Below are 26,559 nucleotides of genomic sequence, written 5' to 3' on the forward strand. Positions count from 1 at the left end.
TCTCTTCGCGCTCAGATAATGAAAGAAAGCAGGAATGTGCCACCAAGTGCAAGCACCGAGGCGATAAACGTCGCCGTCGTATAGTATTTGAAGGTCTCATTCAGGGTCGCGCCGCAGTATTGCTTCACCAGCCAGAAGAGGGAATCGGTTACGATCGTGCAGCCAATGGCGCCGGAACCGATGGCAATGGTGATGATCTCCGGGCTCACGTTCGGGTAGAGCGGCAGCATCGGCGCGACTATCGCCGTGGCGCCCATCATCGCCACCGTCGCGGAGCCGACGGCGGCATGCAGCACCAGCGCCACCAGCCAGGCGAGCAGGATAGGGTGCATGTGCAGGTTCGAGAGAATATGCGCCAGCGAGTCCGCCAGTCCGCTGGTTTTCAGGATGGCGTTAAACGCGCCGCCCGCGCCGATAATCAGCAAAATGTTGGCGATAGAGCCGAAGCCGTGCTCGGTATGCGTCAGCATCGTGCCCATGCCCATATGCTGGCGTATCCCCAGCAGGTAGTAGGCGACAAACACGGCGATAAACATCGCGGTGATCGGGTTGCCGATAAACTCCAGCAGCGAATACAGCGTGCCTTCTTTCGCCATATTCAGCTCGGCGATGGTTTTCAACAGCATCAGGGCAATCGGCAGCAGCACCGTGAACAGCGTGGCGCCCAGCGACGGCAGGGTGTGCTCTTCCCGCACCTTCAGGTCTGAAAATTCCGCCGGAACCGGTTTAAACGGCAGACGATTGCCGAGCAGTTTCAGGAACAGCGGGCCGCCGACCAGCGAGGCCAACAGGCCCACCATCAAACCGTAGACAATGACCGTTCCGACGTCCGCGCCTAATTTATTGGTCACAAACAGCGCGGCCGGATGCGGCGGCACTACGCAATGCACCGCCATCAGCGCGGTACAGAGCGGAATGGCCAGCTTGAGCAGCGACGTGTTGGTCTTTTTGGCGATGGAAAACGCCAGCGGGATCAGCAGTACCACGCCCACTTCCACAAACAGCGTAATGCCGCAGATAAGGCCTACCAGCACCATAATCACGTCCGCCGACAGCCAGCGGCAGCGCTGCAGTGCGATCCCGATGCGCTCTGCCGCGCCGGAGACTTCCATCATCTTGCCGAGAATGGTTCCCAGACCAATCACCGCCGCCAGGAAGCCCAGCGTACCGCCAATTCCGCTCTCGATGGCGTTCACCATATCCAGCGGGCTCATCCCCATCATCGCGCCGACGAAAAAGCTCGCCAGCAGCAGCGCGAGGAACGGGTGAAACTTCAGTTTTACGATGGTTAAAACAATCAACACAATGCTGACCAGCAGCGTTGCCACAACCCAGACCTGAGATCCCATATCTCACCTCACCCTTATGTCATCTGTGGGTATTGGACGAAAAAACGGCGTGGGCTGACAAACGATATAAATTGGCGTTCAGGTGAGCCAGATTGGATCAACTGAGTGACTGCGCTCTAAAAAGCGCACTTAATTCGTATTAGGTTCACATAAATTCACCCTTGAGCGGTATGCTGAGCGCAGAAAACCCGCGTGAGAATTGTGATGACCGATGCGAATGAAGCCAGAAACCGCCTGTTAAACGGCTGGCAACTGTCGAAAATGTATACCTTTGAAGTGGCCGCCCGGCATGAGTCCTTCGCCCTGGCGGCGGAGGAGCTGTCGCTCAGCCCCAGCGCGGTGAGCCACCGCATCAACCTGCTGGAAGAGGAGCTGGGCATTCAGCTGTTCGTCCGCTCGCACCGTAAAGTTGAGCTGACGCAGGAGGGAAAGCGCGTTTACTGGACGCTGAAATCGTCCCTCGATACCCTGAATCAGGAGATCCTGGATATCAAAAACCAGGCGCTGTCCGGCACGCTGACGGTCTACTCCCGGCCGTCGATCGCCCAGTGCTGGCTGGTGCCCATGCTGGGGGACTTTACCCGCCGCTATCCGTCGATTTCACTCACCATCCTGACCGGCAATGATTACGTCAATATGCAGCGAACGGGCGTCGATCTGGCGCTCTATTTCGACGATACGCCGCCAAACCACCTCTCTCATCACTTCCTGATGGACGAGGAGATTTTGCCCGTCTGCTCACCGCAGTATGCCCGCGAGCATGAACTGCTGAAAAACCCCGATAACCTCAGCCACTGCACACTGCTGCACGACCGTCAGGCCTGGAGCAACGATTCCGGGACGGATGAGTGGCTGAGCTGGGCGCAACACTTTGCGGTGAATATGCCGCCATCGTCGGGTATTGGTTTCGATCGTTCCGATTTAGCGATTATTGCGGCCATCAACCACGTCGGCGTCGCGATGGGCAGAAAGCGGCTGGTGCAGAAGAGGCTCGAACGGGGCGAGCTGATCGCCCCGTTTGGTGACAAGACCCTGAAATGCCATCAGCACTACTATGTCTCGACGCTTTCTGGCCGTCAGTGGCCGAAAATAGACGCCTTTATCGGCTGGCTGAAAGAACTGGCAGGTTGAAGAATTATTACGCTTTCGCTCTACACCAAATGTCAAAAAGCGTGCTAAATACAGGTAATGCTTTCGATTTATCCAGGGTAAACCGTGTTAAAGCCTTTTATTGCCTCTGCATTACTGATCTCTTCCGGCTGGGCGATGGCCGCTGAGCCGCCGCTGACGGCTGCCCGTTATGCGCAGCAGTTGGGCGTCGGGATGGATGTGGACTGGGCGCGCACCGAGCGCGGCATACGTGAATTCGACCCGCTGGTGGTCCGCGATTTTCGTGCAAAAGGCATTACCCACGTGCGCATCCGCGTGGCCGATGAGCCGACGGAAGCGCGGTTAATTCACCTGCGCAAGCTGGTAGAAGCCTGCGAGCAGTATGGCGTGATCCCGATAATTGCTTATCAGGCTGATGAATATAAAAACGACCCGAAAGCCGATAACGAGAAAGAGACGGTCAACTGGTGGATTGCCGTGGCACACTATTTCGGCCAAAGCTATCCGCAGCTGGGTTTTGATCTCATCTATGAGCCGGCCGACAAGCTTAACCACAGCCTGGCGTCGCTAAACCGCGTGTATGAAAAATCTATTAAAGAGATCCACGACATCGACCCCCAGCGCATGATTTTTATTGCGCCGCGCCTGCGTGCCGCTCCGGAGGATTTATCCAGCCTGAAGCTGCCTGCGCACAGTCAAAACTACCTGCTGGCGGAGTGGCATATTTTCCCGTGGGGGCCGCTGAAAAATGGTAGTAAATACCCGTGGACGTCCGGCACGGCGGCGGAGAAAACGGCTATCCATAATCGCATCAATACCGCCCTGCACTGGCAGCAAAAAACCGGTCACGTTAGCTGGGTCGGGGGCTGGGGCGTGGGGGAGTCAAACCACCTCACGCCAACCGCTTCGCAAATGGCCTTCGCCACCTTTATGGCCTGCGAACTGCAAAAAGCGAAAATCCCGTATGCGCTTAACGCGGATTTCCAGTTTTACGACGGGGAAGAGGGGGCCTGGCGGCCAGCGCCAGAGCCCTTACTGCAGGCGATGATAACGCCTGCCTGTGAAAAGCCCGGCGAGAAGCCGGGCCATCATGCGCTTAAACCGGCTGCTCGTGATGCGGAACGCGAGACGCCAGCGGCAGCCAGCACAGTAAAATCAGCAGCCCCATCAGCGTCATCAGCAACCCCAGACTAGACTGCCCGGTCTGCGGCATCATCGCCGACAGCCAGGCCAGCGCGCCGGAACCGATGTTCTGCAAACCGCCCACCAGCGCGCCCGCCGTGCCTGCGAGGAACGGGAACGGCTCCATCGCGCCGCTGGTGGCGAGCGGGAACAGCATCCCCGCGCCGAAGAAGAACAGCGCTGCCGGGATGAGCAGCGTCCAGACGGTCATCACGCCAAACAGCCCTGGGATCCACATCATCAGACCCGCCAGCAGGCAGCTGATCACCGACTGCCACATCAGGGTGGAGAAGCGCTTGTTCTGACGCCCGGCAAACCACGCGCCGAAGAACGCCGCTGGGATTGGCAGAATAAACAGAATGCTCACCACCATGCTGCTCAGGCCCAGCCCCGCGCCCAGCAGCACGCCGGAGCAGGCTTCAAACACCGCGATGCCCGCCAGGCCGCCGATCAGCATCAGCAGGTAGCAGGTGAACGCGCCGTTGCCGAACAGCGTTTTATAGCTGGCGATCAGCTTCGTGCGCGGCGCGTCCTGCGGCCGCGTTTCCGGCATCCAGCGCGCCATGCTGAAGGTGACAATCATGCAGAGCACCAGCAGGAAGGCGTAGCAGGCGCGCCAGGACCACATAGTGTCCAGCAGGCCGCCAATCAGCGGGGCCAGCAGTGGGCTCACCAGAATCCCCATATTCAACAGGCTATTGGCATGGCGCAGCTGAGTGCCCTGATACATATCGCGCGGTAGGGTTCGCGCCATCACGCCGCCGACGCCGGTTCCGACGCCCTGCAGAGCGCTGGCGGCAATCAATACGGTCAGGCTGTGGGTGGTCATCGCAATCACGGTCGCCACCATGAAAATGCACATACCGACTAAAATCACCGGACGACGCCCGATACGGTCGGAGAGCGGTCCATAGAACAGCTGCGAAACGCCATAGGTCAGCAGGTAGGCTGCCATCACGCTTTGTACTGCGCCCTCGCGGACGTTTAATTCCTTTGCCATGTCGGCAACCGCCGGAATGTAGATGGTTTGCGCCATCTGACCGACAGCCACCAGTAACACCAGCATCAACAATAAGTTAACGTTCCTTTGTTTTTTCATGTCGCTGAATGCTTTTGCCAAAAGAGAAAAATGAAGAATAAGTAACTGCGCATTCCCATAAATGCGCGAGGAATCTACCACAGAGAGATGGCAAATTAAGCATTGTCGTGGTGAATGAAAAAAACGTGAAAGGCAGGATTTGTAAACAATAACGGCAACTAATGTTGCCAGTGATTTACGCCAGACGTAGCAGAATGGCGCCGCCAGCGATACCCAGCGCCGCCGCGATGCGCAGGCCCGCAACCTTCTCTTTTAAAAGGACAAACGCGATTAGCGCGCCGAAGAGTATGGAAGTTTCACGCAGCGCCGCGACTACCGCCAGCGGCGCCTGCGTCATCGCCCACAGCGCCAGACCGTAAGAGCCCATGGTGCCAACCCCGCCGAGCAGCCCCTTTTTCCAGTGCAGGCGCAGGTAGCCGGACGCCTGGCGCCGACGCGCCACCATCGCCCAGCCGAGCAGGCAGAAGCCGTTCATAAAGAAGGTCCATAGCGTATAGCCCAGCGCGGTCTCCGACAGCCGCACGCCGGTGCCGTCCACAAGCGTATACCCGGCAATAAAGCAGGCATTCAGCAGCGCCAGCCAGATCCCTTTGCGTGACTGCATGCGCCCGTTCATCGCCATCGCCAGAATCGACAGGCAGATCACCCCAATGCCGGACCAGGCGAGCCAGGAGAGACGATCGCCGAGCGCCAGCACGCTGATCAGCGCCACCAGCAGCGGGGCGGTGCCGCGCATCAGCGGGTAGGTCTGGCTCATATCGGAGACTTGATAGGTCTTCGCAACCAGCACGGTGTACACCACCTGTAGGGCGCAGGAGACAATCAAAAACGGCCAGCTTTCAGCAGATGGCTGTGGGGAAAACGGCAGTAAGACCAGAGCGATAAGCGTGGCGGATCCGCTGACGCTTATGGCGGAATAGAGCTTGTCCGTTCCGGCCTTAACGATGGCGTTCCAGCTGGCATGCAGCAGCGCGGCGAAGAGCAAAATGCAGAATACGGTGATGGTCATGGCGTATCGGGTGGTGAATTGTCACTCAACTGTAACATTCACGCCCTGAAGCTGCCAGCCGCTTACACCGCACAAAAAAGGCGGTGCGTCACCCGCGGTTCGTCCGAGACCAGCGTAAATCCTGCCTGGCGATAAAACCCGTAGGCAGCGTCCGGCGCATGGGTATTGAGGAAATCAAACCAGATGCTGGCATCGGCCATCACCACGGTCAAAAGCTGCTTGCCAATTCCCAGCCCGCGGCACTTTTCGCTGACGTAGAGATGACGAATACGTCCGGCGCGCGGCTGCTGGCTGAACGGATCGCGATTCAGACCGCACACGCCGACCAGCTTGCCGTTGAGAAACGCGCCTAACAGCTTTTCGCCCGGCGCGTTAAAGCGGTTCTCACCCCGCTGCCAGCTCTCTTCGAGCCTGCGCAGCATATTGAAATTCAGTGCAATACTTTCCGCCTTCAGGGCGATATACCCCGGCTCGTCTGGCGTGACAGGCTCAATTAACAGACGCGACATAGCATTCCCTCGTTATTAAAGAGGGGCGGTTGCCCGCCCCTCTCAGGTGCGACTTGAACCTGAATTACCGAACGAATTTCAGGACAGCATCAAGCAGTTGCAGTACAGCAACAATGAGTTTGAGGATAAGTATCACCATATCCACTACGCTCATACGCGTCTCCTTTTGGTTAAAAGGAGCACGATGCTGGCGTACCTTTCCGCCGCCTGTTGCCAGCACCTGGATTGACGTAACACAGTGTGCTCACTTCAGAGGGTTAAGGCACTGACGGCACCACCCGTTTCAGCCAGGACTTCGTTGCGCCGGTAGAACTGCGGCCCCCTCGCTCACTGCGAACACCCTCAGTATAGATAAATACTGTATGCATGAACAGTATTTTTTGGACAAAATCAGGAAGGTGATCCATACTCAAAAACGTCAAAATCCGTGCCTCAATTGCGCGTTCGTCTTCGATCGCGTATACTTTTTTGCGTTGACGTAACACAGTGTGTTCTGCGGCGACCAACCGCAAAACCCTGATAAAAACCTCGCTTAGGCGGGGTTTTTTGTTTTCATCACCCAACAAACGAAACGTGATCCCTGACGCATTTTTGCGCAGATGAAAATTTTTCCATTGTCACGCCCGAAAACCTGTGTTTGTATAAATTCAATCAATGATTCCAAACACAGGTCCCCAATGACTTCATCCATCTTCACTTCGACCCTACTAAAAACTGCGCAACCAGCCGCAGTGGTCGTCGTGCGTGTGGTGGTGGTCGTCGGCAATGCGCCGTAGGGACTGGATCAACACACGAATCCAAAACCCCGCCGGCGCAAACCGGGCGGGGTTTTTCGTTTAGGACCCTCCCCGGAAAGTCGGCTCAGAAGAAAAGGACTGGAGCATGGCAAGTTCGGGCACAACATCCACCAAGACGCGTTTTACCGGCGCGCAGCTGATCGTTCATCTGCTGGAGCGACAGGGCATCACCACGGTTGCGGGCATCCCCGGCGGCACGGTGCTGCCGCTGTACGATGCGTTAAGCCAAAGCACGCAGATCCGCCACGTGCTTGCGCGTCACGAGCAGGGGGCAGGCTTTATCGCTCAGGGCATGGCGCGTACCCAGGGTAAACCGGCGGTCTGTATGGCCTGCAGCGGGCCGGGCGCAACCAACCTGGTGACCGCCATCGCCGACGCGCGCCTCGACTCCATTCCGCTGATCTGCATCACCGGCCAGGTGCCGTCCTCGATGATCGGCACCGATGCGTTCCAGGAAGTGGATACCTACGGCATCTCTATCCCCATCACCAAACATAACTATTTAGTTCGCGATATCAGCGAGCTTCCTCAGGTTATCAGCGATGCGTTCCGCATTGCGCAGTCCGGCCGCCCGGGCCCGGTGTGGATAGACATTCCTAAGGATGTCCAGACCGCAGAAATTGAGATCGACGTTCTGCCGGAGCCGGGTGAGCGAGCCCCCGCGCCGGAATTCAGCGCTGAGAGCGTGCGCGACGCTGCCGCCATGATTAACGCCGCCAAACGCCCGGTGCTCTATCTGGGTGGCGGGGCGATTAACGCCGCAGATGAAATCCGCGAGTTTGCAGAAAAAGCCAACCTGCCGACTACCATGACCCTGATGGCGCTCGGCATGCTGCCAAAAGCGCACCCGCTGTCCCTGGGGATGCTGGGGATGCACGGCGCGCGCAGCACCAACTACATCCTGCAGGAGGCGGATTTATTGATTGTTATGGGCGCGCGTTTTGATGACCGGGCGATTGGCAAAACCGAGCAGTTCTGCCCGAATGCGAAAATCATTCACGTGGATATCGATCGCGCCGAGCTCGGCAAAATCAAGCAGCCGCACGTGGCGATTCAGGGAGATGTGGCGGAAGTACTGACGCAGCTGATCCCGCAAACCGACGCAACCGACCGCGCCGACTGGCGTCAGCTGGTGGCCGATCTGCAGCGCGAGTTCCCGGGTGCCATCCCAACCGAAGGCGACCCGCTGAGCCACTATGGTCTTATCAACGCCGTGGCCGCCTGCGTGGACGACAGCGCGATTATCACCACCGACGTCGGCCAGCATCAGATGTGGACCGCGCAGGCCTACCCGCTGAACCGTCCGCGCCAGTGGCTGACCTCCGGCGGTCTGGGAACCATGGGCTTCGGCCTGCCTGCGGCGGTCGGTGCAGCGCTCGCCAACCCGGACCGCAAGGTCATCTGCTTCTCCGGTGACGGCAGCCTGATGATGAACATTCAGGAAATGGCGACCGCGGCCGAAAACCAGTTAGACGTGAAAATCATCCTGATGAACAACGAGGCGCTGGGGCTGGTGCACCAGCAGCAGAGCCTGTTCTACAAGCAGGGCGTGTTTGCGGCGACCTATCCGGGGATGATTAACTTTATGCAGATTGCTGCCGGCTTTGGCCTGCACACCTGCGATCTGAACGCGGAAGAGGATGCCCATGCGGCGCTGCAGGCGGCGATTTCTCGTCCGGGCCCGGCGCTGATCCACGTCCGTATCGACCCTGAACAAAAAGTGTATCCGATGGTGCCGCCGGGTGCGGCAAATACTGAGATGGTGGGAGAATAAGCCATGCAGAAACAACATGATAACGTCATTCTGGAACTCACCGTCCGCAACCATCCCGGCGTCATGACTCACGTCTGCGGGCTGTTTGCCCGCCGGGCGTTTAACGTGGAAGGCATTCTCTGTCTGCCGATTCAGGGCAGCGAGCACAGCCGCATCTGGCTCCTGGTGAACGATGACCAGCGTCTGGAGCAGATGATGGCGCAGATTGACAAGCTGGAGGACGTCACCAACGTGGCGCGCAACCAGTCCGATCCCACCATGTTTAACAAAATTGCGGTGTTTTTCGAATAGATCGCTCATTGCTTGAACACCCGCGCGCTTATCGTTAAGGTAGGCGCGTTTTTTTATCCGCCCGCCAGGAACGCGCCATGACCACCATCGCCCTTATCGACGACCACCTTATCGTCCGCTCCGGATTTGCCCAGCTTCTGAACCTCGAACCGGATTTTCAGGTGGTGGCCGAGTTTGGCTCTGGTCGCGAGGCGCTGGCGGGCCTGCCGGGACGCGGGGTGCAGGTCTGTATCTGCGATATCTCGATGCCGGATCTCTCCGGGCTGGAGCTGTTAAGCCAGCTGCCGAAAGGGATGGCGACGATCATGCTGTCGGTTCACGACAGCCCGGCGCTGGTCGAGCAGGCGCTTAACGCGGGCGCGCGCGGCTTCCTTTCCAAACGCTGTAGCCCGGACGAGCTGATTGCCGCCGTGCGCACCGTCTCCACCGGCGGCTGCTACCTGACGCCGGATATCGCCATCAAGCTGGCGGCCGGCAGGCAGGATCCGCTCACCAGACGCGAGCGTCAGGTGGCTGAGAAGCTCGCGCAGGGGATGTCGGTGAAAGAGATTGCGGCTGAGCTGGATTTGTCGCCAAAAACCGTGCATGTCCATCGCGCCAACCTGATGGAAAAACTCAACGTCAGCAACGACGTCGAGCTGGCGCGCCGCATGTTCGACAGCTGGCAATGAGTTCCGCTTTTTCACGGCTGATCGCCGTCGTCGCCAGCTTTTTTATCTTCTCCGCCGCGTGGTTCTGCTTGTGGAGCATTAGTCTGCATCTGGTGGAGCGCCCGGAGCTGGCGGTGCTGCTGTTTCCATTCGGCCTGCGTCTGGGGCTGATGCTGCAATGCCCGCGCGGCTACTGGCCCGTTTTGCTCGGGGCAGAGTGGCTGATGCTGGTCTGGCTGGCTCAGGAGGTTGCCCTCGCGCATCTTCCCTTATTGATGACCGGAAGCCTGCTCACGCTTCTCCCTGTTGCCCTCATTTCCCGCTATCGTCACCAGCGCGACTGGCGCACCCTGCTGCGGCAGGGGGCGGCGCTGATTGCCGCCGCACTGCTGCAGTCCCTGCCGTGGGTTGGCGACAAGGAGATGCTCAACGCTCTGCTGCTGACCCTCACCGGTGGCCTGACGCTGGCACCCACCTGCCTCGTGATCTGGCACTACCTCACCAGCACCGTCTGGCAGCCGCTCGGCCCGGGGCTGGTTTCCCAACCGGTGAACTGGCGCGCCCGGCATCTCATCTGGTATCTGCTGCTGTTCGTGGTAAGCCTCTGGCTTCAGCTGGGTTTGCCCGCCGAGCTTTCACGCTTCACGCCGTTTTGCCTTGCGCTGCCGATTATTGCTCTGGCCTGGCACTATGGCTGGCAGGGGGCGCTGATCGCCACCCTGATGAACGCCATCGCGCTGATCGCCAGCCAGACCTGGCACGACCATCCGGTGGATTTGCTGCTCTCGCTGCTGGCCCAGAGCCTGACCGGGCTGCTGCTCGGCGCGGGCATTCAGCGCCTGCGCGAGCTGAACCAGTCCCTGCAGACCGAGCTGGCGCGCAACCGCCGTCTGGCTGAACGCCTGCTGGAGACGGAAGAGAGCGTGCGGCAGGAGGTGGCCCGCGAGCTGCACGATGATATCGGCCAGACGATCACCGCCATCCGCACTCAGGCGGGCATTGTCCAGCGTCTTGCGGCGGAAAATGCGGGCGTGAAGCAGGGCGGGGCGCATATCGAGCAGCTTTCACTTGGCGTATATGACTCGGTGCGACGCCTGCTCGGCAGGCTGCGCCCGCGCCAGCTTGACGACCTGTCGCTGGAGCAGGCGGTACGCTCCCTGATGCGCGAGATGGAGCTGGAAAGCCGCGGCATTGTCAGCCATCTCGACTGGCGCATTAGCGAACCTGCGCTGAGCGAAGGCCAGCGCGTAACCCTGTTCCGCGTCTGTCAGGAAGGGCTGAACAATATTGTCAAACACGCCAGTGCCAGCGCGGTCACGATCCAGGGCTGGCAGCAGGACGAGCGCCTGATGCTGGTAATTGAAGACGACGGCTGCGGCCTGCCGCCGGGCTCCGGCCAGCAGGGCTTTGGCCTGGCGGGCATGCGCGAGCGCGTCAAGGCGCTGGGCGGCACGCTGAACCTTTCCTGTACCCACGGGACGCGCGTCAGCGTCAGTTTGCCGTTAAGGACGCATCATGTTTAAAACCCCAGCCAGCGCAGCCCCATTAAGCAACAAAGCGGAAATTGACGCCCGCTACCGCTACTGGCGACGTCATATTCTGATTACCATCTGGCTCGGCTACGCGCTGTTCTACTTCACTCGCAAAAGCTTCAACGCCGCCGCGCCGGAGATCCTCGCCAGCGGCGTGATGACGCGCACCGATATCGGCCTGCTGGCGACGCTGTTTTACATCACCTACGGCCTGTCGAAGTTCTTCTCCGGTATTGTTAGCGACCGCTCTAACGCCCGCTATTTCATGGGCGTTGGGCTGATCGCTACCGGGGTGGTGAACATCCTGTTTGGTTTCTCCACATCGCTTTGGGCCTTCGCCCTGCTGTGGGCGCTGAACGCCTTTTTCCAGGGCTGGGGCGCGCCGGTCTGCGCCCGCCTGCTCACGGCGTGGTACTCGCGCAACGAGCGCGGCGGCTGGTGGGCCGTCTGGAACACCGCGCATAACGTCGGCGGGGCGCTGATCCCGATGGTGGTCGGCGCCGCGGCGCTGCACTACGGCTGGCGCGCGGGGATGATGATTGCAGGTGGCCTCGCCATTCTCGCCGGGCTGTTCCTCTGCTGGCGCCTCCGCGACAGGCCGCAAACCGTTGGCCTGCCTGCGGTGGGCGACTGGCGGCACGACGAAATGGAGATTGCCCAGCAGCAGGAGGGGGCGGGGCTGACCCGTAAGGAGATCCTCACCAAATACGTGCTGAAAAACCCGTACATCTGGCTGCTGTCGCTCTGCTACGTGCTGGTCTACGTGGTGCGCGCGGCCATTAACGACTGGGGCAATCTGTACATGTCCGAGACGCTCGGCGTGGACCTGGTCACCGCTAACTCGGCGGTGACGATGTTCGAACTGGGCGGGTTTATCGGCGCGCTGGTAGCGGGCTGGGGTTCGGATAAGCTGTTCAACGGCAACCGCGGCCCGATGAACCTGATTTTTGCCGCCGGGATTTTGCTCTCCGTCGGCTCGCTGTGGCTGATGCCGTTCGCCAGCTACGTGATGCAGGCGGCGTGCTTTTTTACCACCGGCTTCTTCGTCTTTGGCCCGCAGATGCTCATCGGCATGGCAGCGGCGGAGTGTTCCCACAAAGAGGCGGCAGGCGCGGCGACGGGCTTTGTCGGGCTGTTTGCCTACCTTGGCGCATCGCTCTCCGGCTGGCCGCTGGCGCGGGTGATCGATATCTGGCACTGGAGCGGTTTCTTCGCGGTGATCGCCATCGCGGCGGGAATTTCCGCCCTGCTGCTGCTGCCTTTCCTGCACGCGCAGGCCCCGCGCGAGATGGGTGAAGCGTGATGCGCCTCACCTTTCTGGCCCGAGTGGCGTAAAACTAAGAAATTTTCCCGGTTTTACCTGGACGCTGTCTCAGGCATCTCTCCTGGCTGATTTTTACAATGCCTGCCATTCGCAGGTAAAAATCAGCTCAGGAGCAAACCATGCTGGCCTTCCTCAACCAGGTGCGCAAGCCGACCCTGGATCTGCCGCTCGACGTGCGGCGCAAAATGTGGTTCAAACCGTTCATGCAGTCCTATCTGGTGGTCTTCATCGGCTACCTGACCATGTACCTGATCCGCAAAAACTTTAACATCGCGCAGAACGACATGATCTCCACCTACGGGCTGAGCATGACGCAGCTGGGGATGATTGGCCTGGGCTTCTCCATCACCTACGGCGTGGGAAAAACGGTTGTGTCCTACTACGCGGACGGCAAAAACACCAAGCAGTTCCTGCCGTTTATGCTGATCCTCTCCGCCATCTGTATGCTCGGCTTCAGCGCCAGCATGGGCGCAGGGTCTGTCAGCCTGTTCCTGATGATCGCCTTCTACGCCCTGAGCGGCTTCTTCCAGAGTACCGGCGGGTCGTGCAGCTACTCCACCATCACCAAGTGGACCCCGCGCCGCAAGCGTGGTTCGTACCTCGGCATGTGGAACATCTCCCACAACCTCGGCGGAGCGGGTGCGGCAGGCGTGGCGCTGTTTGGCGCAAACTACCTGTTCGACGGCCACGTGATCGGCATGTTTATCTTCCCGTCGATTATTGCCCTGATTGTCGGCTTTATTGGCCTGCGCTACGGCAGCGACTCCCCGGAATCGTACGGCCTCGGCAAAGCCGAAGAGCTGTTCGGGGAAGAGATCAGCGAAGAGGACAAAGAGACCGAAGAGAACGAGATGTCCAAATGGCAGATCTTTGTTGAGTACGTGCTGAAAAACAAAGTGATCTGGCTGCTGTGCTTCTCAAACATATTCCTCTACGTGGTGCGCATCGGCATCGACCAGTGGTCCACCGTATACGCCTTCCAGGAGCTGAAGCTCTCTAAAGAGGTGGCGATTCAGGGCTTCACCCTGTTCGAAGTGGGCGCGCTGGTCGGCACCCTGCTGTGGGGCTGGCTTTCGGATCTTGCCAACGGCCGTCGCGCGCTGGTGGCCTGCGTCGCGCTGGCGCTGATTATCGCCACCCTCGGCGTCTACCAGCACGCCAGCAACCAGTACGTTTACCTGGCGTCCCTGTTCGCGCTCGGCTTCCTGGTGTTTGGTCCACAGCTGCTGATCGGCGTGGCGGCAGTCGGCTTCGTACCGAAAAAAGCGATCGGCGCCGCCGATGGGATTAAAGGCACCTTCGCCTACCTGATCGGCGACAGCTTCGCCAAGCTCGGCTTAGGTATGATTGCCGACGGCACGCCAATTTTCGGCCTCACCGGCTGGGCGGGCACCTTCGCGGCGCTGGATGCGGCAGCGATTGGCTGTATCGTCCTGATGGCGATGGTCGCGGTGCTGGAAGAACGTAAAATTCGCCGTGAGAATCGTGCGCAGAAATTAAAAACAGCCTGAGTGTGCAGGTAACGTCTTTGCCCGGTGTGTGATGCCGGGCTTTTTTATTTCCGCCGACGGCATTAATACCTTATCCCCCGTCCCGCAACGTCTTTTCAGTGCACTATTCTGGTTCTGCCCGCTGTTGACGCCGTGCGTTTCCCGCTATGATGAGCGGCTAGTCAAAGGAGAACGCATGGTCTGGATAATGCTGGCAACGCTTGCCGTGGTGTTTGTGGTGGGATTTCGCGTCCTGACCTCAGACTCCCGCCGCGCCATCAAACGTTTAAGCGAGCGTCTGGGCATCACCCCGATGCCGGTTGAGTCGATGATCGATCAGTTCGGCAAAATGCCGGGCAATGAGTTTATCCGCTACCTTGAGCGCCCGGACGAAGCGCATCTGCAAAACGCCGCGCAGGTGCTGCTGATCTGGCAGGTCTGCATTGTCGACGCCAGCGAGGAGAACCTGCACGCCTGGCACCGCATGCTGCGAAAAGCCCGCCTGGCGGCGCCGATCACCGATGCGCAAATTCGTCTGGCGCTTGGCTTTATGCGCGAGATGGAGCCCGATCCGCAGGAGCTGAACGCCTTCCAGCTACGCTATAACCAGCTCTTCCTGCCGGAAGAGGGCGTGTTTTATCTGCACTGATCCCCTCTAAAAACCACAAAAGTTGTCTAAACGTTAAATCCGTCACACTTTTGATGATAAACTGCGCGACTTTTCCGCACGTTTTTATCTTCAGGTGACGCCATGACAGAACATATCCAGCCCACGACCAGACCGCAGACCAAAGAGGTTTCACGCCCCAACTGGTCGGCGGTTTTCTCCGTGGCGTTCTGCGTCGCCTGCCTGATTACCGTTGAGTTTCTGCCGGTGAGCCTGCTGACACCGATGGCGCAGGACCTGGGCATTTCCGAAGGCGTGGCGGGGCAGTCCGTTACCGTCACCGCGTTTGTGGCGATGTTTGCCAGCCTGTTTATCACCCAGGTGATTGGCACTATCGACCGCCGCAAAGTGGTCATTCTGTTCAGCGTGCTGCTGACGCTCTCCTGCCTGCTGGTCTCCTTCGCGGAAAGCTTCACCCTGCTGCTGCTCGGTCGCGCCTGTCTTGGTCTGGGGCTCGGCGGCTTCTGGGCGATGTCCGCCTCGCTCACCATGCGCCTGGTGCCTGCGCGCACCGTGCCGAAAGCGCTGTCCGTCATATTTGGCGCGGTCTCCATCGCGCTGGTGATTGCCGCGCCGTTGGGCAGCTTCCTGGGCGGGATTATCGGCTGGCGTAACGTCTTTAATGCGGCGGCGGTTATGGGCGTGCTTTGCGTTATCTGGGTGTGGAAGGCGCTGCCGTCCCTGCCTGGCGAAGCGGCGCACCACAAACAGAACATGTTTAGCCTGCTGAAGCGTCCCGGCGTGCTGGCGGGGATGACCGCGATCTTTATGTCCTTTGCCGGGCAGTTTGCCTTCTTTACCTATATCCGCCCGGTGTTTATGACCATGGCGGGCTTTGACGTAGACGGCCTGACGCTGGTGCTGCTGAGCTTCGGTATCGCCAGCTTTGTCGGTACCTCGCTTTCGTCCCAGTTCCTGAAGCGCTCCCTGAAAGTGGCGCTGGCGGGTGCGCCGCTGGTGCTGGCTGCAAGCGCCGCGGTGCTGGTGATGTGGGGCAGCGATAAGTGGGTCGCGTCTGCCATTGCGATTATCTGGGGCTTTGCCTTTGCGCTGGTGCCGGTGGGCTGGTCGACGTGGATCACCCGCTCGCTTGCCGATCAGGCTGAAAAAGCCGGGTCGATTCAGGTGGCGGTGATCCAGCTGGCAAACACCTGCGGCGCGGCGATTGGCGGCGTGGCGCTCGACCACCTGGGGCTGACGTCACCGCTGGTGATTTCAGGCGCGCTGATGCTTTTGACCGCGCTGCTGGTGGCGGGCAAGGTTAAAGCACGTTGATTGATAAATAGTCACTTCATCGATATACTTGTACCGTAACTTGTACAGGAGGGAATATGCAGGTTGTGACGTTTACCGAAGCACGAAGCCGACTCAAAGATGTGTTGGACGACGTGAATGACAACGTGGAGACAACCATCATTAGCCGCCGAAACGGGGGTGACGCGGTGGTTATGTCTCTGCAGCACTACAACTCGATGATGGAAACCATCCATCTGATGAGTTCGCCTGCTAACGCCAGCCGACTGATGGAGTCAATCGCACAGGCAAATACCGGAAAAACCACGCAGAGGGATCTGATAGATGACCAGGCTACTGATTTGGACTGATAACGGCTGGGATGATTACCTGTGGTGGCAGGAGCAGGACAAGAAAACGCTTCGCAGAATGAATAAATTGATTGAAGATGCGAAGCGTCAACCTTTCGATGGCCTGGGTAAGCCGGAACCCCTTAAAGGTAACCTTTCCGGATACTGGTCCCGTCGAATCAATGATACCGATCGTCTGGTTTACGGGGTGTCAGATAGCGCTCTTACTATTTTAATGTGCCGCTATCACTATTATTCGTAGATCACGCCGATGTCCTCACCCGTCTTCTTGAATCCATCGAAATCAGTACAACCGACGACACGATCAGCAGCGTCCCCAGCCAGTCCGGCAGGGTGAACGCCACGCCCAGCAACACCACCGACAGCAGCGCGCTGCTCAGCGGCTCGGCGCAGCTCAGAATGCTCGCTTTCGGCCCGCCGATCGTCTGCGCGCCTTTCAGATACAGGCTGAACGTCAGCGCGGTGCCGATCACCACCAGGTAGAAAAACGCCAGCAGCAGGCTGCCGTCAATGACGAAGGTCGTCCCGCGCCCGGCGTAGAACGGCGTCAGCATTAACCCGGCAATCAACATACTCCAGCCGACAATCGGCAATGTGCCATAGCGGGCAATCAGCGTTGACGGATAGGTGGTGTAAAACGCGGCGGCAAACGCCGAGGCGATGCCGAAGAACAGCGCGGCTGGCGAGATGGAGAGCGAGGTTGGATCGCCGTGGGTGACCAGCAGGAACGTTCCGACAAGCGAGGTCACAATCGCGGATAAAACAAACACGCCGGGGCGCGTTTTCCGCGCCAGCGCGAACCAGGCCACGATAATGGTTGGTGACAGAAACTGCAGAACGGTAGCGGTCGCGGCGTTGGATTTTTCAATCGTCAGCAGGAAGGTGAGCTGCACGGTGAGCGCGCCGACCAGCGAGAAAAACAGCAGGCTGAGGGCGTCTTTGCGATGTTTGATGACCGAGAAAATCTTGTCGCCGTGAACGAAGGAGAGCGTCAGCAGGATCACGCCGGTAAACAGCAGGCGAACCATGGTCAGGTAAGGCGAAGAAATGTGGCTTTTCTCCATGATGTACTGCGCGCAAACGCCGGAACTGCCCCATAAAACGGCGGCGATCAGGACGTTCAGCATCCCTTTACGTGTAGAACCCATTTTCTCCCCTGTTATGTTGGTTTTTTTCTAGCATAACATGGGATCTTTCCGGGTGGCGCTACGCTTACCCGGCCTACAAAACCTTGTAGGCCCGTGCAAGCGCAGCGCCGCCGGGCGAAACAAACGGCGCTGTACTAGAACCACGCCTCCCACATCGCGCCGACGTTGAAGTCGTCGAGCGTTTCGTCTTTGGTGTTGTTCACGCGCGCGGTGCGTGCGTTATCCACTTTGCCGCCGGTCACGTAGAAGCGCAGCATCGGACGGAACTCTGGCCCCATGGCGATAGACATGTTCTGCGACAGGGTCAGCTTCCAGCCCTTGTTGTCGCCGCCGTTGTCGTAGTCAACGTGCTGCCAGCCTGCTTCCAGCCAGGTGGAGTGAACGTCGTTCCACCAGTGCATCGGACGCACGATGGCGTTGTAGTTCTTGCGGTTGTCGGTCTTATCGCGGCTGTTGTCGTAGTCGTGGAAGGCGAGGATATACTCCACCTGCGTGGCCTGGGTGAATTTGTACAGCCCTTCGAAGCTGGCGTAGACCGTGGTCAGATCCTCGGTTTTGTTGAACACGCTGTTGTCCGAATTATCGGAGTAGCGGGCAATCACCTTGTTCACGCCGCTGTCGTTGGTGTGGCTCAGCACCACGCCGCCCTGCCACGCGTTCAGACGTTCGTCGCTCTCCACCGCTTTGGAGTCAAAGCCGTAGTTGGCGTAAAGCTCCATGTCGATCGGTCCGAGCTTCATGCCGTGGATTTTTGAGGTCGCGGCGTAGTTGCCTTTGTCGCCCGTGCCGGACCCGCCGGTACAGGTGATGCGCGACGGGTTGGCTTCATCTTCCATCACTTCCGGGCTACAGGATTCCACCGCCGCCACGGCGGCGACGTCAAACTGCACGCCGCCGATGTCGAAGTTCTTCACCCCGGCGCCCTGGCCGTCGTGGTTCATCCAGAAGTAATCGTTGATGCCCTGCTGCGGGCGCTGGTGGAAGTCACGACCGGCCCAGAAATAGGCGTTCGGGTTGGAGGCCATAATGTTGGTCACCCCGGCGTAGGCTTTTTTCAGGTTAACTTCGTCGCCCCAGTGGTCGATCATCACGTTGATGTCCCAGATGGCGCCGTTTTCGCCTTTAAAGGCCTTGGAAAGCTGGAATTCCCCGCCGTTGCCTTCGTTGCCCAGACGACCAATGGCGGACGCGCCGTTGTATGAACCGTCCACCGCCACGTATTTCTGATCGGCGGCCTGGAAGTGCGCGCCGTATCGGGCGTAGCCGGTAAATTTAACCCCAAACGGAATCGCCATATCCGGAGATTGCGCCGCGCTTTGCGGCTCGGTCACCACGTCCGCTTTTTTCGCGACGGCAGCATCCATTTTGGCCTGACGTTCAGCCAGGGCTTTATCCACCGCTTTCGCCACAATGGCGTCGATTTGTTCCTGCGTGAATTCCTGTGCGAGCACGGAAATTGGGCAAAGCGCGGCGATAACCGCCATGGTTAATGGAAGTTTTTTAATCGTATTCATGGTTATCTCAATATAGTTTAATTTTATTCAGACAATAACCATCCCGCTCCGATCTGACAGAATATGTCGCTATCATCAGAACAAGTGGATTTCTAGTTTTAGGTACAGAGGTGTTACATTAATTTATTTCGACATAGGCTATCTCTGATATAAATGAATAATTTCTTCGGACAATTCACGCGCTAATAGCGAATTCATTAAATGATCCTGCGCGTGCACCATGATTAACGTCATCGGCTGGCGGGCTTCGCCCGCATCCTGCTCGATCAGTTTGGTCTGCATCTTGTGCGCCTGGCGCGCGTAGCCATCGGCCTCGCGCAGCAGGCTTTTGGCTTCGTCAATGTTTCCCTGACGCGCGGCGTGCAGGGCTTCAAAGCACAGGCTGCGGGACTGCCCGGCATTGACGATAATTTCCATTACGGCTTCTTCTAATGCGATCATAATCATGACTCTTTTTCAAAACTATTATTTAACGCGGTGGCGGCAAACCACTCCCCGCTTTTCTTAATGGTGCGTTTCTGCGTCTCTAAATCGAGCTGGATAAATCCGTAGCGATTTTTATACGCGTTGCACCACGACCAGTTATCTATAAACGTCCACATATGGTAGCCAAGACAATTACACCCTTCGCTAATGCCTTTATGCAGCCAGGCTAAATGTTCGGAAATAAACTCGATGCGGTATTGATCGTTAATCTGACCATTTTCAATAAAACGCTGCTCATTTTCGACGCCCATGCCGTTTTCAGAAATAAAGCAGCGAGGGTTGCCGTAATTGTCGCGCAGGTTAATCAGAATATCGTAGATACCCGGCTCGTAGATTTCCCAGCCGCGGTGCGGATTCATCTTGCGGCCCGGCATCTCGTAATTATCAAAGAACCACTCCGGCATAAACGGCGCCTGCGGGTTCACCGCGCTGTCGCGACACTTCACGCGACGCGGCTGATAGTAGTTAATGCCGAGCAGGTCGATTTTCCCTTCTGCAATCAGGAAACCGTCTTCCGGCTTGCAGGCGGGCAGCTGGTCGTAAGATTTCAGGAGCGCCACCAGATCCGCCGGGTATTCGCCGCGTAGGACCGGGTCGAGGAAGCTGCGGTTAAACATCAGATCCGCAACGTGCGCCGCCTTCACGTCTGCCGGGTTCTGCGAGCGCGGATACGACGGCGTCAGGTTCAACACGATGCCGATCTCCCCCGCGTAGTGCCCGGCGCGGTAGGCCTGCACCGCCTTCGCATGGGCCAGCACCGTGTGATACGCCACGGTGGCCGCCCGGCGGAAATCCACTACGTTGGGGTAGTGGAAGTCGTACAGATAACCGCCTTCCACCGGCACGATCGGTTCGTTGAAGGTAAACCAGTGCAGCACGCGATCGCCGAACAGCTCGAAGCAAATCTGCGCGTAACGTGCGTACGCGTCCACCACGTCGCGGTTTTCCCAGCCGCCTATTTCCTGCATCGCCATCGGCATGTCGAAATGGAACAGAGTGATAAACGGCGTGATGCCCTGTTCGTTCAGCTCGTCAATGACCTGATTATAAAAATCGACCGCGTCCGGGTTCACTTCACCGATACCGTCGGGGATCAGGCGCGCCCAGCTAATCGAGGTGCGAAAGCTGTTGTGGTTCAGCTGCTTCAACAGCTGAATGTCCGTTTTCCAGTGCTGATAAAACGTGGAGGTCTGCTGTGGCCCCACGCCGTTGTGAAAACGGTTCGGCTCGCGGGCAAACCAGTAGTCCCAAGTGGTTTCACCCTCTCTTGCCCCTTCCGTCTGGAGAGCGGAGCTTGCGCTGCCCCACCAGAAGTTATCGGGAAATGCGTATTTCATGACTCTTCCTCTTTGACTTAATTGCTGGCGGTCTCAGCGGCACCGACGGTTGCCTGGGCCTTCTGCTCTTCGTTTTTGATGAGCGTACGCTCATAGGCGCGCAGGAACGGCAGGTACATCAGCGCGGACATCACCATACAGACCAGGCACATCACCACCGGGCTCAACGCCCAGTTCGCCGCCCACGAGGCGCCGATCGGTGCAGGGGTAGTCCATGGGGTCAATGACACAACCTGTGCCAGCCAGCCGAGCTTGGTTGCCGCGTACGCCAGACAGGCGTTGACCAGCGGAACGAACACGAACGGGATAAACAGCATCGGGTTCATGATGATCGGCGCGCCGAACAGAATCGGTTCGTTGATGTTAAAGAAGCTTGGCACCACGCCCATTTTGCCGATGGTACGCAGGTGGGTAACGCGGCTGCGCAGCAGCAGGAACGCCAGCGGCAGTGTGGAGCCGACGCCGCCAATCAGCAGGTAGTGATCCCAGAAGCCCTGCAGGTAGACGTGCGGCAGCGCCGCGCCTGCTGCCAGTGCCGCCTGGTTTGCCGAGAGGTTGGCCATCCAGAACGGGTTCATGATGCCGGTGACAATCAGCGAACCGTGGATACCGGCGAACCAGAAGATCTGGCACAGCAGCACGGAGAGCAGAATGGCTGGCAGCGAGTCAGACGCGGACACCAGCGGCTCCAGCAGGTGCATAATCGCCTGCGGGATAATCATCCCGGTCTGCGCTTCAATGAACAGGTTCAGCGGGTGCAGCGTACCGATCACCACCATCACCGGGATCAGGATCTCAAACGAGCGCGCCACGCCGGTTGGCACTTCCTTCGGCAGACGAATGGTGACGTTGTTCTGCTTCAGCCATGCGTAAACGCGGGTGGCGTAAATCGCGGTGATCAGCGCGGTGAAGATGCCCTGACCGGAGAGATACTGGGTCGAGATTTTACCGTCGGCATACGGCGCGGCGACCAGCAGGAAGGCCATAAAGGCCAGCAGGCCGGACATCACCGGGTCGAGGTTAAACTGACGTCCCAGGCTCGCCCCAATCCCCACCGAGATGAAGAAAGTCATCACGCCCATGCTGAGGTTAAACGGCAGCATCAGCTGCTCGCGGTAGGTCTGGGAGAAATCCAGCCAGCCGCGGGCGAAGCTGTTGGTGGTATCCGCCGAGAACGGCGGGAAGATGAACACCAGCATAAACGAGCCGATGATCATGAACGGCAGCGCGGCGGTAAAGCCGTCGCGGATGGCAATCACATACTTTTGCTGGCCGAGCTTCGCGGCCAGCGGGGTAATTGACTGCTCAATCACCGCGACCATGGATTGATATAACGAACTCATGTGAACACCTTTTAGTGTGCCGCTTCGATGAGCGACAGAGCATAGTCCAGTACTTTATCGCCACGCTGCATGCCGTAGTCCATCATATCGATGGGCTGCACCGGAATGCCATGCGTCGCCGCCTTGTCTGAGAGTGTCTGTAACATGTATTTCACTTGCGGTCCGAGAAGGACAACCTGGTATTGCGGAAACTGCGTATCAAATTCGGAAACACCGTACGCATCAATCTTCACCGGCAAACCACGTTCTTTCGCGACATCGACCATTTTGCTGACCAGCAGGCTGGTGGACATCCCGGCAGAGCAGCACAGCATAATCTTGAACATCGACAACCATCCTCTAAATGTAAAAAGTTATTGCGAGGATGATTGGACATTATACGGAAACCGGTTTCCATTTTTAAAAAGCAGAACTGTGATAGCCATCAAGATCCAATACTTATGAGGCTAATTAACCGGATGTGTGTCACATAATTTGGCTGTTTTGACATCATTTGGAGTGGAAACGGAAAATCGGTTTCCATGAAAAACGGAAACGGATATACTCCGTTCTGGCTATAATGTGAGCCGAAGCGGTGATGGAATTTGCAGGCGCGAGGTAAGCCTGCCAGGGGAAAGAGATGTCGACAATCAATGATGTATCACGTCTTGCCGGGGTGTCTAAAGCCACGGTTTCGCGAGTGTTGAGTGGGTCGCGTGGCGTTAAGGAAGCCAGCCGTCAGGCCGTTCTGAAAGCTGTGGATGAGCTGAACTATCGTCCCAACGTGATTGCCCAGTCGCTGCTGAGCCAGTCGACGGGCTGCATTGGGGTCATTTGCGCGCAGGAGAATATTAACCAGACCACCGGTTATCTGTACGCGCTGGAAAAACAGCTCAGCCAGCATCAAAAACACCTGCTGCTGCGTTTCGCGCACGGTAAAGCGGAAGTGATGAACGCCCTTGAAGAACTTTCCTGCGGGCTTTGTGATGACATCCTGGTGATCGGCGCCCGTTTCCCGCTGGACGTCGACATGGACAACGTCATTCTGGTGGACTGCATGGAGTCTGATAATTCCAACAGCATCCAGTTCGATCACGCTTTTGCCGCAGAAACTGCCTGTAACTATCTCACCAGCCAGGGGCGTCGCCAGATTGCGCTGATCCACCCCCACGGCAGCGGTTTTGCCGACCAGGTGCTGCTCGGCTACAAGCACGCGCTGGAGAAAAATTTCCTGCCCTTTAATCGCAACCTGGTCTTTATGGACGCGACGTCTTCGTCCGTTGCGCTGCAGGAGCTGCTTAATAACGCCAGCACGCTGAACTTCAACGCGCTGCTGGTGGCGGACGAGCAGGAAGCCCAGCGGGTGATCCCGCAGCTGCAGGCGTTTAATAAATCGGTGCCGGATGACATCATGGTCTTTAGCCTTGCCGGATCGCTGCACCTGCCGGGTATTCCGGTGATCCCGGCGATTGAATATTCAATGGATGCCATGGCGGCGCGTATCGTGAGCTGGCTGACGGAGAAAACGCAGATGCTGGGCTCGTATGTGCTGCGCGGAGACTTAATTATTCCGGATGTGCGTAAGCGTTAAACATGTTTTCCAGGCCGGGTAAGCGTAGCGCCACCCGGCAAGCAGCATTCAATAATCTTCCAGACAATCCACCTGACCAACCGCCGCCCAGTAGGCGTCCAGGTTGTCGCGCTTCACGGCGGTAATAGCATTTTTGATCAGCAGCTGATTGGCCTCGGAGGACAAAATCATCTCCTGCCAGGCTTTATCGCTCTGCTTTTTCTGTGGCGTACAGGTTTTCTTAATATCTTTAAGGACCTGCTGCTTTATTTGCGCCTCTTTCACGGGATCGTCCTTTTCCTGAGCATGGACAAATGCGGCGAAGAGCAGACAAACCAGCAGGCAGACCAGGTGCGCAGCTTTCATCAACAACCCCCTTTTGACGTCACAGGCTTCCCATGAAATATATCGTTACATTCAGTGTAGCGACGCCAGCCGAAAGTATGAATTTTCTCCGTAGAGTATCTGTGAGATAGTCAAACAGCACACAAAAACAGGGAGAACGTCATGCAACTGAGCATTACCAATACGGTTACGCAGCAGGAAAAAGAAGAGTTATTCGTGGGGCTGCGTGCCTACAACGCGCAATTTTTGGATATGGCGACCTTTAGCGGCGACGTTGGCGTTTACGTGCGTGACGATAATGGCGCCATGCTGGGCGGGTTAATCGGTGTGCGAAAAGGCGACTGGCTGAATATCGACTATCTCTGGGTGAACGAGACCGTGCGCGGATCCGGCGTTGGCAGCCAGCTCATCAGAACGGCCGAAGAGGAAGCCAGACGCAAAGGCTGCAAGCACGCGCTGGTCGATACCGCCAGCTTCCAGGCGCGGCCGTTCTATGAAAAACAGGGGTACCAGCTGCAAATGTCTTTGCAGGATTATCCTTATCCGGGCATGCAGCGACATTACCTGGCGAAAGCCCTTTAAGCTTTGAATCCGTAGGCTGGGTAAGCGCAGCGCCACCCGGCCATAGCCGCATATAACTTATCCTTCTTATTGATTCTTTTTCGGTTTTTATTTCACCGCCTCGTTGTCGATATAGTCACTACAACATTCAGCAAAAGGAACTGTCTTGTGAAACGTCGATTGGGTGCTCTGGTACTGGCTGGCCTGCTGCTGGCAGGGTGCGATCAAAGTGGCAGCGATGCCAAACACATTAAAGTCGGCGTCATCAACGGCGCCGAGCAGGACGTGGCGGAAGTCGCCAAAAAGGTGGCAAAAGAGAAATATGGCCTGGACGTGGAGCTGGTAGGCTTCAGCGGCTCGCTGTTGCCTAACGATGCCACCAACCAAGGGGAACTGGATGCCAACGTCTTCCAGCATCGCCCGTTCCTTGCAGAGGATAACAAGGCGCATGGCTACAAGCTGGTGGCCGTGGCGAACACCTTTGTTTTCCCGATGGCCGGCTATTCCCGCAAAATCAAATCCGTCTCTGACCTAAAGGACGGCGCGACCATTGCCATTCCAAACGATCCGACCAACCTGGGCCGCGCGCTGCTGCTGTTGCAAAAAGAGAAGCTCATCACCCTGAAGCCGGATACCGGGCTGCTGCCAACGGCGCTGGATATTACCGCCAACCCTAAACAGCTGAAAATCATGGAGCTCGAAGGGGCGCAGCTGCCGCGCGTGCTGGACGACCCGAAAGTCGATGTCGCCATCATCAGCACTACCTATATCCAGCAAACCGGGCTGTCGCCGGTGCATGACAGCGTCTTTATCGAAGACAAAAACTCGCCGTACGTGAACATCGTTGTGACGCGCGAAGAGAACAAAGACGCGGAGAACGTGAAGGAATTTATCCAGTCGTATCAGTCGCCTGAAGTGGCGAAAGCGGCGGAGACGATCTTTAACGGCGGGGCGGTGCCGGGCTGGTAAAGGAACCGGCAGAAAACGCGGTGATTAAATTGGCCCGATTCCATCGGTAATCGCCCTTTAACCCACAGCGTTACCGGCGACGGCTGGCTATCCTCCTTATCACACCAACCGGAGGATAGCCCATGAACATTACCCACATTCGCAACGCCACCCAGCTGATTACCTACGCCGGAAAACGTCTTTTAATCGACCCGATGCTGGCCCCTAAGGGCGCTTATCCGGGCTTTCCCGGCACGGCGTATGCCGAACGTCGTAATCCGACTGTCGAGCTCCCCGTTGACGTCAACACGCTGCTGGACGCCGACGCGGTGATCGTCACCCATACTCATGACGATCACTGGGATCGCGCCGCGGCGGAACTGATCGCCAAAGACAAACCCATTTACGTACAAAACGAGCGTGACGCCGCGCTGCTGCGCAGCCAGGGGTTTAGCAACCTGACGGTCATGACCGACGAGACCACTTTCGGCGAGATTCGAATTGCGAAGACCCACGGCGGCCAGCACGGTACCGATCGCGCATACGCGGTGCCCGAACTGGCGGAGCGGCTGGGCGAGGCCTGTGGCGTGGTGCTCCGCCATCCTGATGAGAAGACGCTCTACATTGCCGGGGATACCGTCTGGCGTGACGAAGTGGCGGCCGATCTGCACAAGCACCAGCCGGACGTGGTGGTGCTGAACGCCGGCTATGCTCACGTCATTGGCTTTGGGCCCATTATTATGGGGCAGGAGGACGTGCTTAACGTCCATTTCCTGCTGCCGCAGGCCAAAATTGTGGCGAGCCATATGGAAGCCATTAACCACTGCCTGTTAACCCGCAGCGCGCTGCGTGAGTACGTTGAAGCCAACCAGGTGAGTGACGCAGTGAGCATTCCCCAGGATGGCGAAACCGTTATATTCTGAGTATCTAAAAGGGAAAGG

The 26,559-nt window shown here is 58.0% G+C and carries 29 protein-coding genes; 17 read left to right on the top strand and 12 right to left on the bottom strand.

What is annotated here, in order from left to right; genetic code table 11:
* Positions 1-11 precede the first annotated feature (11 nt).
* Positions 12-1,349 carry a D-serine transporter DsdX gene (dsdX, locus tag AB3N39_RS00120; RefSeq protein ID WP_133293469.1) on the bottom strand — a complete coding sequence of 446 codons (1,338 nt, stop codon included), beginning with the start codon at positions 1,347-1,349 and terminating at the stop codon, positions 12-14.
* A gap of 204 nt (positions 1,350-1,553) precedes the next feature.
* Here dsdX and dsdC point away from each other — a divergent pair, with 204 nt between their 5' ends.
* Together dsdC and AB3N39_RS00130 are read left to right on the top strand one after the other, a co-directional pair.
* The gene (dsdC, locus tag AB3N39_RS00125) at positions 1,554-2,480 is read left to right on the top strand and encodes a DNA-binding transcriptional regulator DsdC (protein WP_023309825.1); all 927 of its coding nucleotides are present in this window, start codon (positions 1,554-1,556) and stop codon (positions 2,478-2,480) included.
* A gap of 84 nt (positions 2,481-2,564) precedes the next feature.
* Entirely contained in the window at positions 2,565-3,653 is a 1,089-nt protein-coding gene (locus AB3N39_RS00130; protein WP_348942517.1) for a cellulase family glycosylhydrolase, read from the top strand.
* Here the strand turns inward: AB3N39_RS00130 and emrD are convergent.
* The 4 genes from emrD to tisB all read right to left on the bottom strand — a co-directional run bounded on the left by emrD (position 3,556) and on the right by tisB (position 6,412).
* Positions 3,556-4,740 carry a multidrug efflux MFS transporter EmrD gene (emrD, locus tag AB3N39_RS00135; RefSeq protein WP_325848792.1) on the bottom strand — a complete coding sequence of 395 codons (1,185 nt, stop codon included), beginning with the start codon at positions 4,738-4,740 and terminating at the stop codon, positions 3,556-3,558. The genes AB3N39_RS00130 and emrD overlap by 98 nt on opposite strands.
* 175 nt (positions 4,741-4,915) lie before the next feature.
* Positions 4,916-5,749 carry an EamA family transporter gene (locus tag AB3N39_RS00140; protein ID WP_325849574.1) on the bottom strand — a complete coding sequence of 278 codons (834 nt, stop codon included), beginning with the start codon at positions 5,747-5,749 and terminating at the stop codon, positions 4,916-4,918.
* A gap of 62 nt (positions 5,750-5,811) precedes the next feature.
* Positions 5,812-6,258 carry a GNAT family N-acetyltransferase gene (locus AB3N39_RS00145; protein WP_021242692.1) on the bottom strand — a complete coding sequence of 149 codons (447 nt, stop codon included), beginning with the start codon at positions 6,256-6,258 and terminating at the stop codon, positions 5,812-5,814.
* A 64-nt stretch (positions 6,259-6,322) separates the two neighbouring features.
* Positions 6,323-6,412, bottom strand: a complete 90-nt coding sequence (gene tisB, locus AB3N39_RS00150; protein ID WP_008500146.1) for a type I toxin-antitoxin system toxin TisB — start codon at positions 6,410-6,412, stop codon at positions 6,323-6,325.
* A 523-nt stretch (positions 6,413-6,935) separates the two neighbouring features.
* Here tisB and ivbL point away from each other — a divergent pair.
* The 11 genes from ivbL to AB3N39_RS00205 all read left to right on the top strand — a co-directional run bounded on the left by ivbL (position 6,936) and on the right by AB3N39_RS00205 (position 16,628).
* Positions 6,936-7,034: an ilvB operon leader peptide IvbL gene (gene ivbL / locus AB3N39_RS00155; RefSeq protein WP_057979964.1), complete on the top strand. Its 99-nt coding sequence runs from the start codon at positions 6,936-6,938 to the stop codon at positions 7,032-7,034.
* Between the two features lie 106 nt (positions 7,035-7,140).
* On the top strand, positions 7,141-8,829 hold the full coding sequence (gene ilvB / locus AB3N39_RS00160) for an acetolactate synthase large subunit (RefSeq protein WP_115876750.1): 1,689 nt from the start codon (positions 7,141-7,143) through the stop codon (positions 8,827-8,829).
* 3 nt (positions 8,830-8,832) lie between these two features.
* Positions 8,833-9,120, top strand: coding sequence for an acetolactate synthase small subunit (gene ilvN, locus AB3N39_RS00165; RefSeq protein ID WP_008500144.1), 288 nt, complete (start codon positions 8,833-8,835; stop codon positions 9,118-9,120).
* A gap of 77 nt (positions 9,121-9,197) precedes the next feature.
* A complete protein-coding gene (gene uhpA, locus AB3N39_RS00170; RefSeq protein WP_022646555.1) occupies positions 9,198-9,791 on the top strand; it encodes a transcriptional regulator UhpA in 594 nt (197 codons plus the stop codon).
* A complete protein-coding gene (gene uhpB / locus AB3N39_RS00175; RefSeq protein WP_143344458.1) occupies positions 9,788-11,293 on the top strand; it encodes a signal transduction histidine-protein kinase/phosphatase UhpB in 1,506 nt (501 codons plus the stop codon). Before uhpA ends, uhpB begins: the two co-directional genes overlap by 4 nt.
* On the top strand, positions 11,286-12,605 hold the full coding sequence (locus AB3N39_RS00180) for an MFS transporter (RefSeq protein WP_111964259.1): 1,320 nt from the start codon (positions 11,286-11,288) through the stop codon (positions 12,603-12,605). Before uhpB ends, AB3N39_RS00180 begins: the two co-directional genes overlap by 8 nt.
* 140 nt (positions 12,606-12,745) lie before the next feature.
* Positions 12,746-14,137: a hexose-6-phosphate:phosphate antiporter gene (uhpT, locus tag AB3N39_RS00185; protein ID WP_023309834.1), complete on the top strand. Its 1,392-nt coding sequence runs from the start codon at positions 12,746-12,748 to the stop codon at positions 14,135-14,137.
* A 175-nt stretch (positions 14,138-14,312) separates the two neighbouring features.
* On the top strand, positions 14,313-14,765 hold the full coding sequence (locus AB3N39_RS00190) for a DUF1198 domain-containing protein (RefSeq protein ID WP_115876746.1): 453 nt from the start codon (positions 14,313-14,315) through the stop codon (positions 14,763-14,765).
* A 102-nt stretch (positions 14,766-14,867) separates the two neighbouring features.
* Positions 14,868-16,058, top strand: a complete 1,191-nt coding sequence (gene nepI, locus AB3N39_RS00195) for a purine ribonucleoside efflux pump NepI (protein ID WP_325814541.1) — start codon at positions 14,868-14,870, stop codon at positions 16,056-16,058.
* Positions 16,059-16,114: 56 nt separating this feature from the next.
* A complete protein-coding gene (locus tag AB3N39_RS00200; RefSeq protein ID WP_041911702.1) occupies positions 16,115-16,387 on the top strand; it encodes a type II toxin-antitoxin system Phd/YefM family antitoxin in 273 nt (90 codons plus the stop codon).
* Positions 16,362-16,628 (top strand): Txe/YoeB family addiction module toxin, encoded by a 267-nt coding sequence (locus AB3N39_RS00205; RefSeq protein WP_325814542.1) that lies wholly within the window; start codon positions 16,362-16,364, stop codon positions 16,626-16,628. Before AB3N39_RS00200 ends, AB3N39_RS00205 begins: the two co-directional genes overlap by 26 nt.
* Position 16,629: 1 nt before the next feature.
* Here the strand turns inward: AB3N39_RS00205 and AB3N39_RS00210 are convergent, their stop codons facing one another.
* The 6 genes from AB3N39_RS00210 to AB3N39_RS00235 form a co-directional block, all read right to left on the bottom strand.
* Entirely contained in the window at positions 16,630-17,535 is a 906-nt protein-coding gene (locus tag AB3N39_RS00210; protein WP_133293475.1) for a DMT family transporter, read from the bottom strand.
* A gap of 134 nt (positions 17,536-17,669) precedes the next feature.
* Positions 17,670-19,049 (bottom strand): carbohydrate porin, encoded by a 1,380-nt coding sequence (locus AB3N39_RS00215; protein WP_111964264.1) that lies wholly within the window; start codon positions 19,047-19,049, stop codon positions 17,670-17,672.
* Between the two features lie 138 nt (positions 19,050-19,187).
* Complete coding sequence (locus AB3N39_RS00220; protein ID WP_008500136.1) at positions 19,188-19,490, bottom strand: PTS lactose/cellobiose transporter subunit IIA; 303 nt, start codon at positions 19,488-19,490, stop codon at positions 19,188-19,190.
* Between the two features lie 2 nt (positions 19,491-19,492).
* Entirely contained in the window at positions 19,493-20,872 is a 1,380-nt protein-coding gene (locus AB3N39_RS00225; protein ID WP_248175553.1) for a glycoside hydrolase family 1 protein, read from the bottom strand.
* Positions 20,873-20,889: 17 nt separating this feature from the next.
* Positions 20,890-22,215 carry a PTS sugar transporter subunit IIC gene (locus tag AB3N39_RS00230; RefSeq protein ID WP_023309840.1) on the bottom strand — a complete coding sequence of 442 codons (1,326 nt, stop codon included), beginning with the start codon at positions 22,213-22,215 and terminating at the stop codon, positions 20,890-20,892.
* 11 nt (positions 22,216-22,226) lie between these two features.
* Complete coding sequence (locus AB3N39_RS00235) at positions 22,227-22,541, bottom strand: PTS sugar transporter subunit IIB (RefSeq protein ID WP_032644367.1); 315 nt, start codon at positions 22,539-22,541, stop codon at positions 22,227-22,229.
* A gap of 293 nt (positions 22,542-22,834) precedes the next feature.
* Between AB3N39_RS00235 and AB3N39_RS00240 the strand changes: the two genes are divergently transcribed.
* On the top strand, positions 22,835-23,785 hold the full coding sequence (locus tag AB3N39_RS00240; RefSeq protein ID WP_133293477.1) for a LacI family DNA-binding transcriptional regulator: 951 nt from the start codon (positions 22,835-22,837) through the stop codon (positions 23,783-23,785).
* A gap of 48 nt (positions 23,786-23,833) precedes the next feature.
* Here the strand turns inward: AB3N39_RS00240 and AB3N39_RS00245 are convergent, their stop codons facing one another.
* Positions 23,834-24,130, bottom strand: a complete 297-nt coding sequence (locus AB3N39_RS00245) for a YicS family protein (RefSeq protein WP_367896986.1) — start codon at positions 24,128-24,130, stop codon at positions 23,834-23,836.
* Positions 24,131-24,271: 141 nt separating this feature from the next.
* On the opposite strand from AB3N39_RS00245, the gene AB3N39_RS00250 reads away from it, so the two are divergent.
* From AB3N39_RS00250 to AB3N39_RS00260, 3 genes are all read left to right on the top strand, one after another.
* A complete protein-coding gene (locus AB3N39_RS00250; RefSeq protein ID WP_115876737.1) occupies positions 24,272-24,691 on the top strand; it encodes a GNAT family N-acetyltransferase in 420 nt (139 codons plus the stop codon).
* 147 nt (positions 24,692-24,838) lie between these two features.
* Complete coding sequence (nlpA, locus tag AB3N39_RS00255) at positions 24,839-25,639, top strand: lipoprotein NlpA (protein ID WP_367896987.1); 801 nt, start codon at positions 24,839-24,841, stop codon at positions 25,637-25,639.
* A 122-nt stretch (positions 25,640-25,761) separates the two neighbouring features.
* Positions 25,762-26,541 carry an MBL fold metallo-hydrolase gene (locus tag AB3N39_RS00260; RefSeq protein ID WP_367896988.1) on the top strand — a complete coding sequence of 260 codons (780 nt, stop codon included), beginning with the start codon at positions 25,762-25,764 and terminating at the stop codon, positions 26,539-26,541.
* Positions 26,542-26,559 lie beyond the last annotated feature (18 nt).

Origin of the sequence: Enterobacter vonholyi (genome assembly GCF_040834095.1) — a bacterium.
GTDB lineage: Bacteria > Pseudomonadota > Gammaproteobacteria > Enterobacterales > Enterobacteriaceae > Enterobacter > Enterobacter vonholyi.

Coding starts and splice junctions, on each gene's coding strand:
- dsdX (WP_133293469.1), bottom strand. CDS start 1,349: ATGGGATCTCAGGTCTGGGTTGTGGCAACGCTGCTGGTCAGCATTGTG.
- dsdC (WP_023309825.1), top strand. CDS start 1,554: ATGACCGATGCGAATGAAGCCAGAAACCGCCTGTTAAACGGCTGGCAA.
- emrD (WP_325848792.1), bottom strand. CDS start 4,740: ATGAAAAAACAAAGGAACGTTAACTTATTGTTGATGCTGGTGTTACTG.
- AB3N39_RS00140 (WP_325849574.1), bottom strand. CDS start 5,749: ATGACCATCACCGTATTCTGCATTTTGCTCTTCGCCGCGCTGCTGCAT.
- AB3N39_RS00145 (WP_021242692.1), bottom strand. CDS start 6,258: ATGTCGCGTCTGTTAATTGAGCCTGTCACGCCAGACGAGCCGGGGTAT.
- tisB (WP_008500146.1), bottom strand. CDS start 6,412: ATGAGCGTAGTGGATATGGTGATACTTATCCTCAAACTCATTGTTGCT.
- ivbL (WP_057979964.1), top strand. CDS start 6,936: ATGACTTCATCCATCTTCACTTCGACCCTACTAAAAACTGCGCAACCA.
- ilvB (WP_115876750.1), top strand. CDS start 7,141: ATGGCAAGTTCGGGCACAACATCCACCAAGACGCGTTTTACCGGCGCG.
- ilvN (WP_008500144.1), top strand. CDS start 8,833: ATGCAGAAACAACATGATAACGTCATTCTGGAACTCACCGTCCGCAAC.
- uhpA (WP_022646555.1), top strand. CDS start 9,198: ATGACCACCATCGCCCTTATCGACGACCACCTTATCGTCCGCTCCGGA.
- uhpB (WP_143344458.1), top strand. CDS start 9,788: ATGAGTTCCGCTTTTTCACGGCTGATCGCCGTCGTCGCCAGCTTTTTT.
- AB3N39_RS00180 (WP_111964259.1), top strand. CDS start 11,286: ATGTTTAAAACCCCAGCCAGCGCAGCCCCATTAAGCAACAAAGCGGAA.
- uhpT (WP_023309834.1), top strand. CDS start 12,746: ATGCTGGCCTTCCTCAACCAGGTGCGCAAGCCGACCCTGGATCTGCCG.
- AB3N39_RS00190 (WP_115876746.1), top strand. CDS start 14,313: ATGGTCTGGATAATGCTGGCAACGCTTGCCGTGGTGTTTGTGGTGGGA.
- nepI (WP_325814541.1), top strand. CDS start 14,868: ATGACAGAACATATCCAGCCCACGACCAGACCGCAGACCAAAGAGGTT.
- AB3N39_RS00200 (WP_041911702.1), top strand. CDS start 16,115: ATGCAGGTTGTGACGTTTACCGAAGCACGAAGCCGACTCAAAGATGTG.
- AB3N39_RS00205 (WP_325814542.1), top strand. CDS start 16,362: ATGACCAGGCTACTGATTTGGACTGATAACGGCTGGGATGATTACCTG.
- AB3N39_RS00210 (WP_133293475.1), bottom strand. CDS start 17,535: ATGGGTTCTACACGTAAAGGGATGCTGAACGTCCTGATCGCCGCCGTT.
- AB3N39_RS00215 (WP_111964264.1), bottom strand. CDS start 19,049: ATGAATACGATTAAAAAACTTCCATTAACCATGGCGGTTATCGCCGCG.
- AB3N39_RS00220 (WP_008500136.1), bottom strand. CDS start 19,490: ATGATCGCATTAGAAGAAGCCGTAATGGAAATTATCGTCAATGCCGGG.
- AB3N39_RS00225 (WP_248175553.1), bottom strand. CDS start 20,872: ATGAAATACGCATTTCCCGATAACTTCTGGTGGGGCAGCGCAAGCTCC.
- AB3N39_RS00230 (WP_023309840.1), bottom strand. CDS start 22,215: ATGAGTTCGTTATATCAATCCATGGTCGCGGTGATTGAGCAGTCAATT.
- AB3N39_RS00235 (WP_032644367.1), bottom strand. CDS start 22,541: ATGTTCAAGATTATGCTGTGCTGCTCTGCCGGGATGTCCACCAGCCTG.
- AB3N39_RS00240 (WP_133293477.1), top strand. CDS start 22,835: ATGTCGACAATCAATGATGTATCACGTCTTGCCGGGGTGTCTAAAGCC.
- AB3N39_RS00245 (WP_367896986.1), bottom strand. CDS start 24,130: ATGAAAGCTGCGCACCTGGTCTGCCTGCTGGTTTGTCTGCTCTTCGCC.
- AB3N39_RS00250 (WP_115876737.1), top strand. CDS start 24,272: ATGCAACTGAGCATTACCAATACGGTTACGCAGCAGGAAAAAGAAGAG.
- AB3N39_RS00260 (WP_367896988.1), top strand. CDS start 25,762: ATGAACATTACCCACATTCGCAACGCCACCCAGCTGATTACCTACGCC.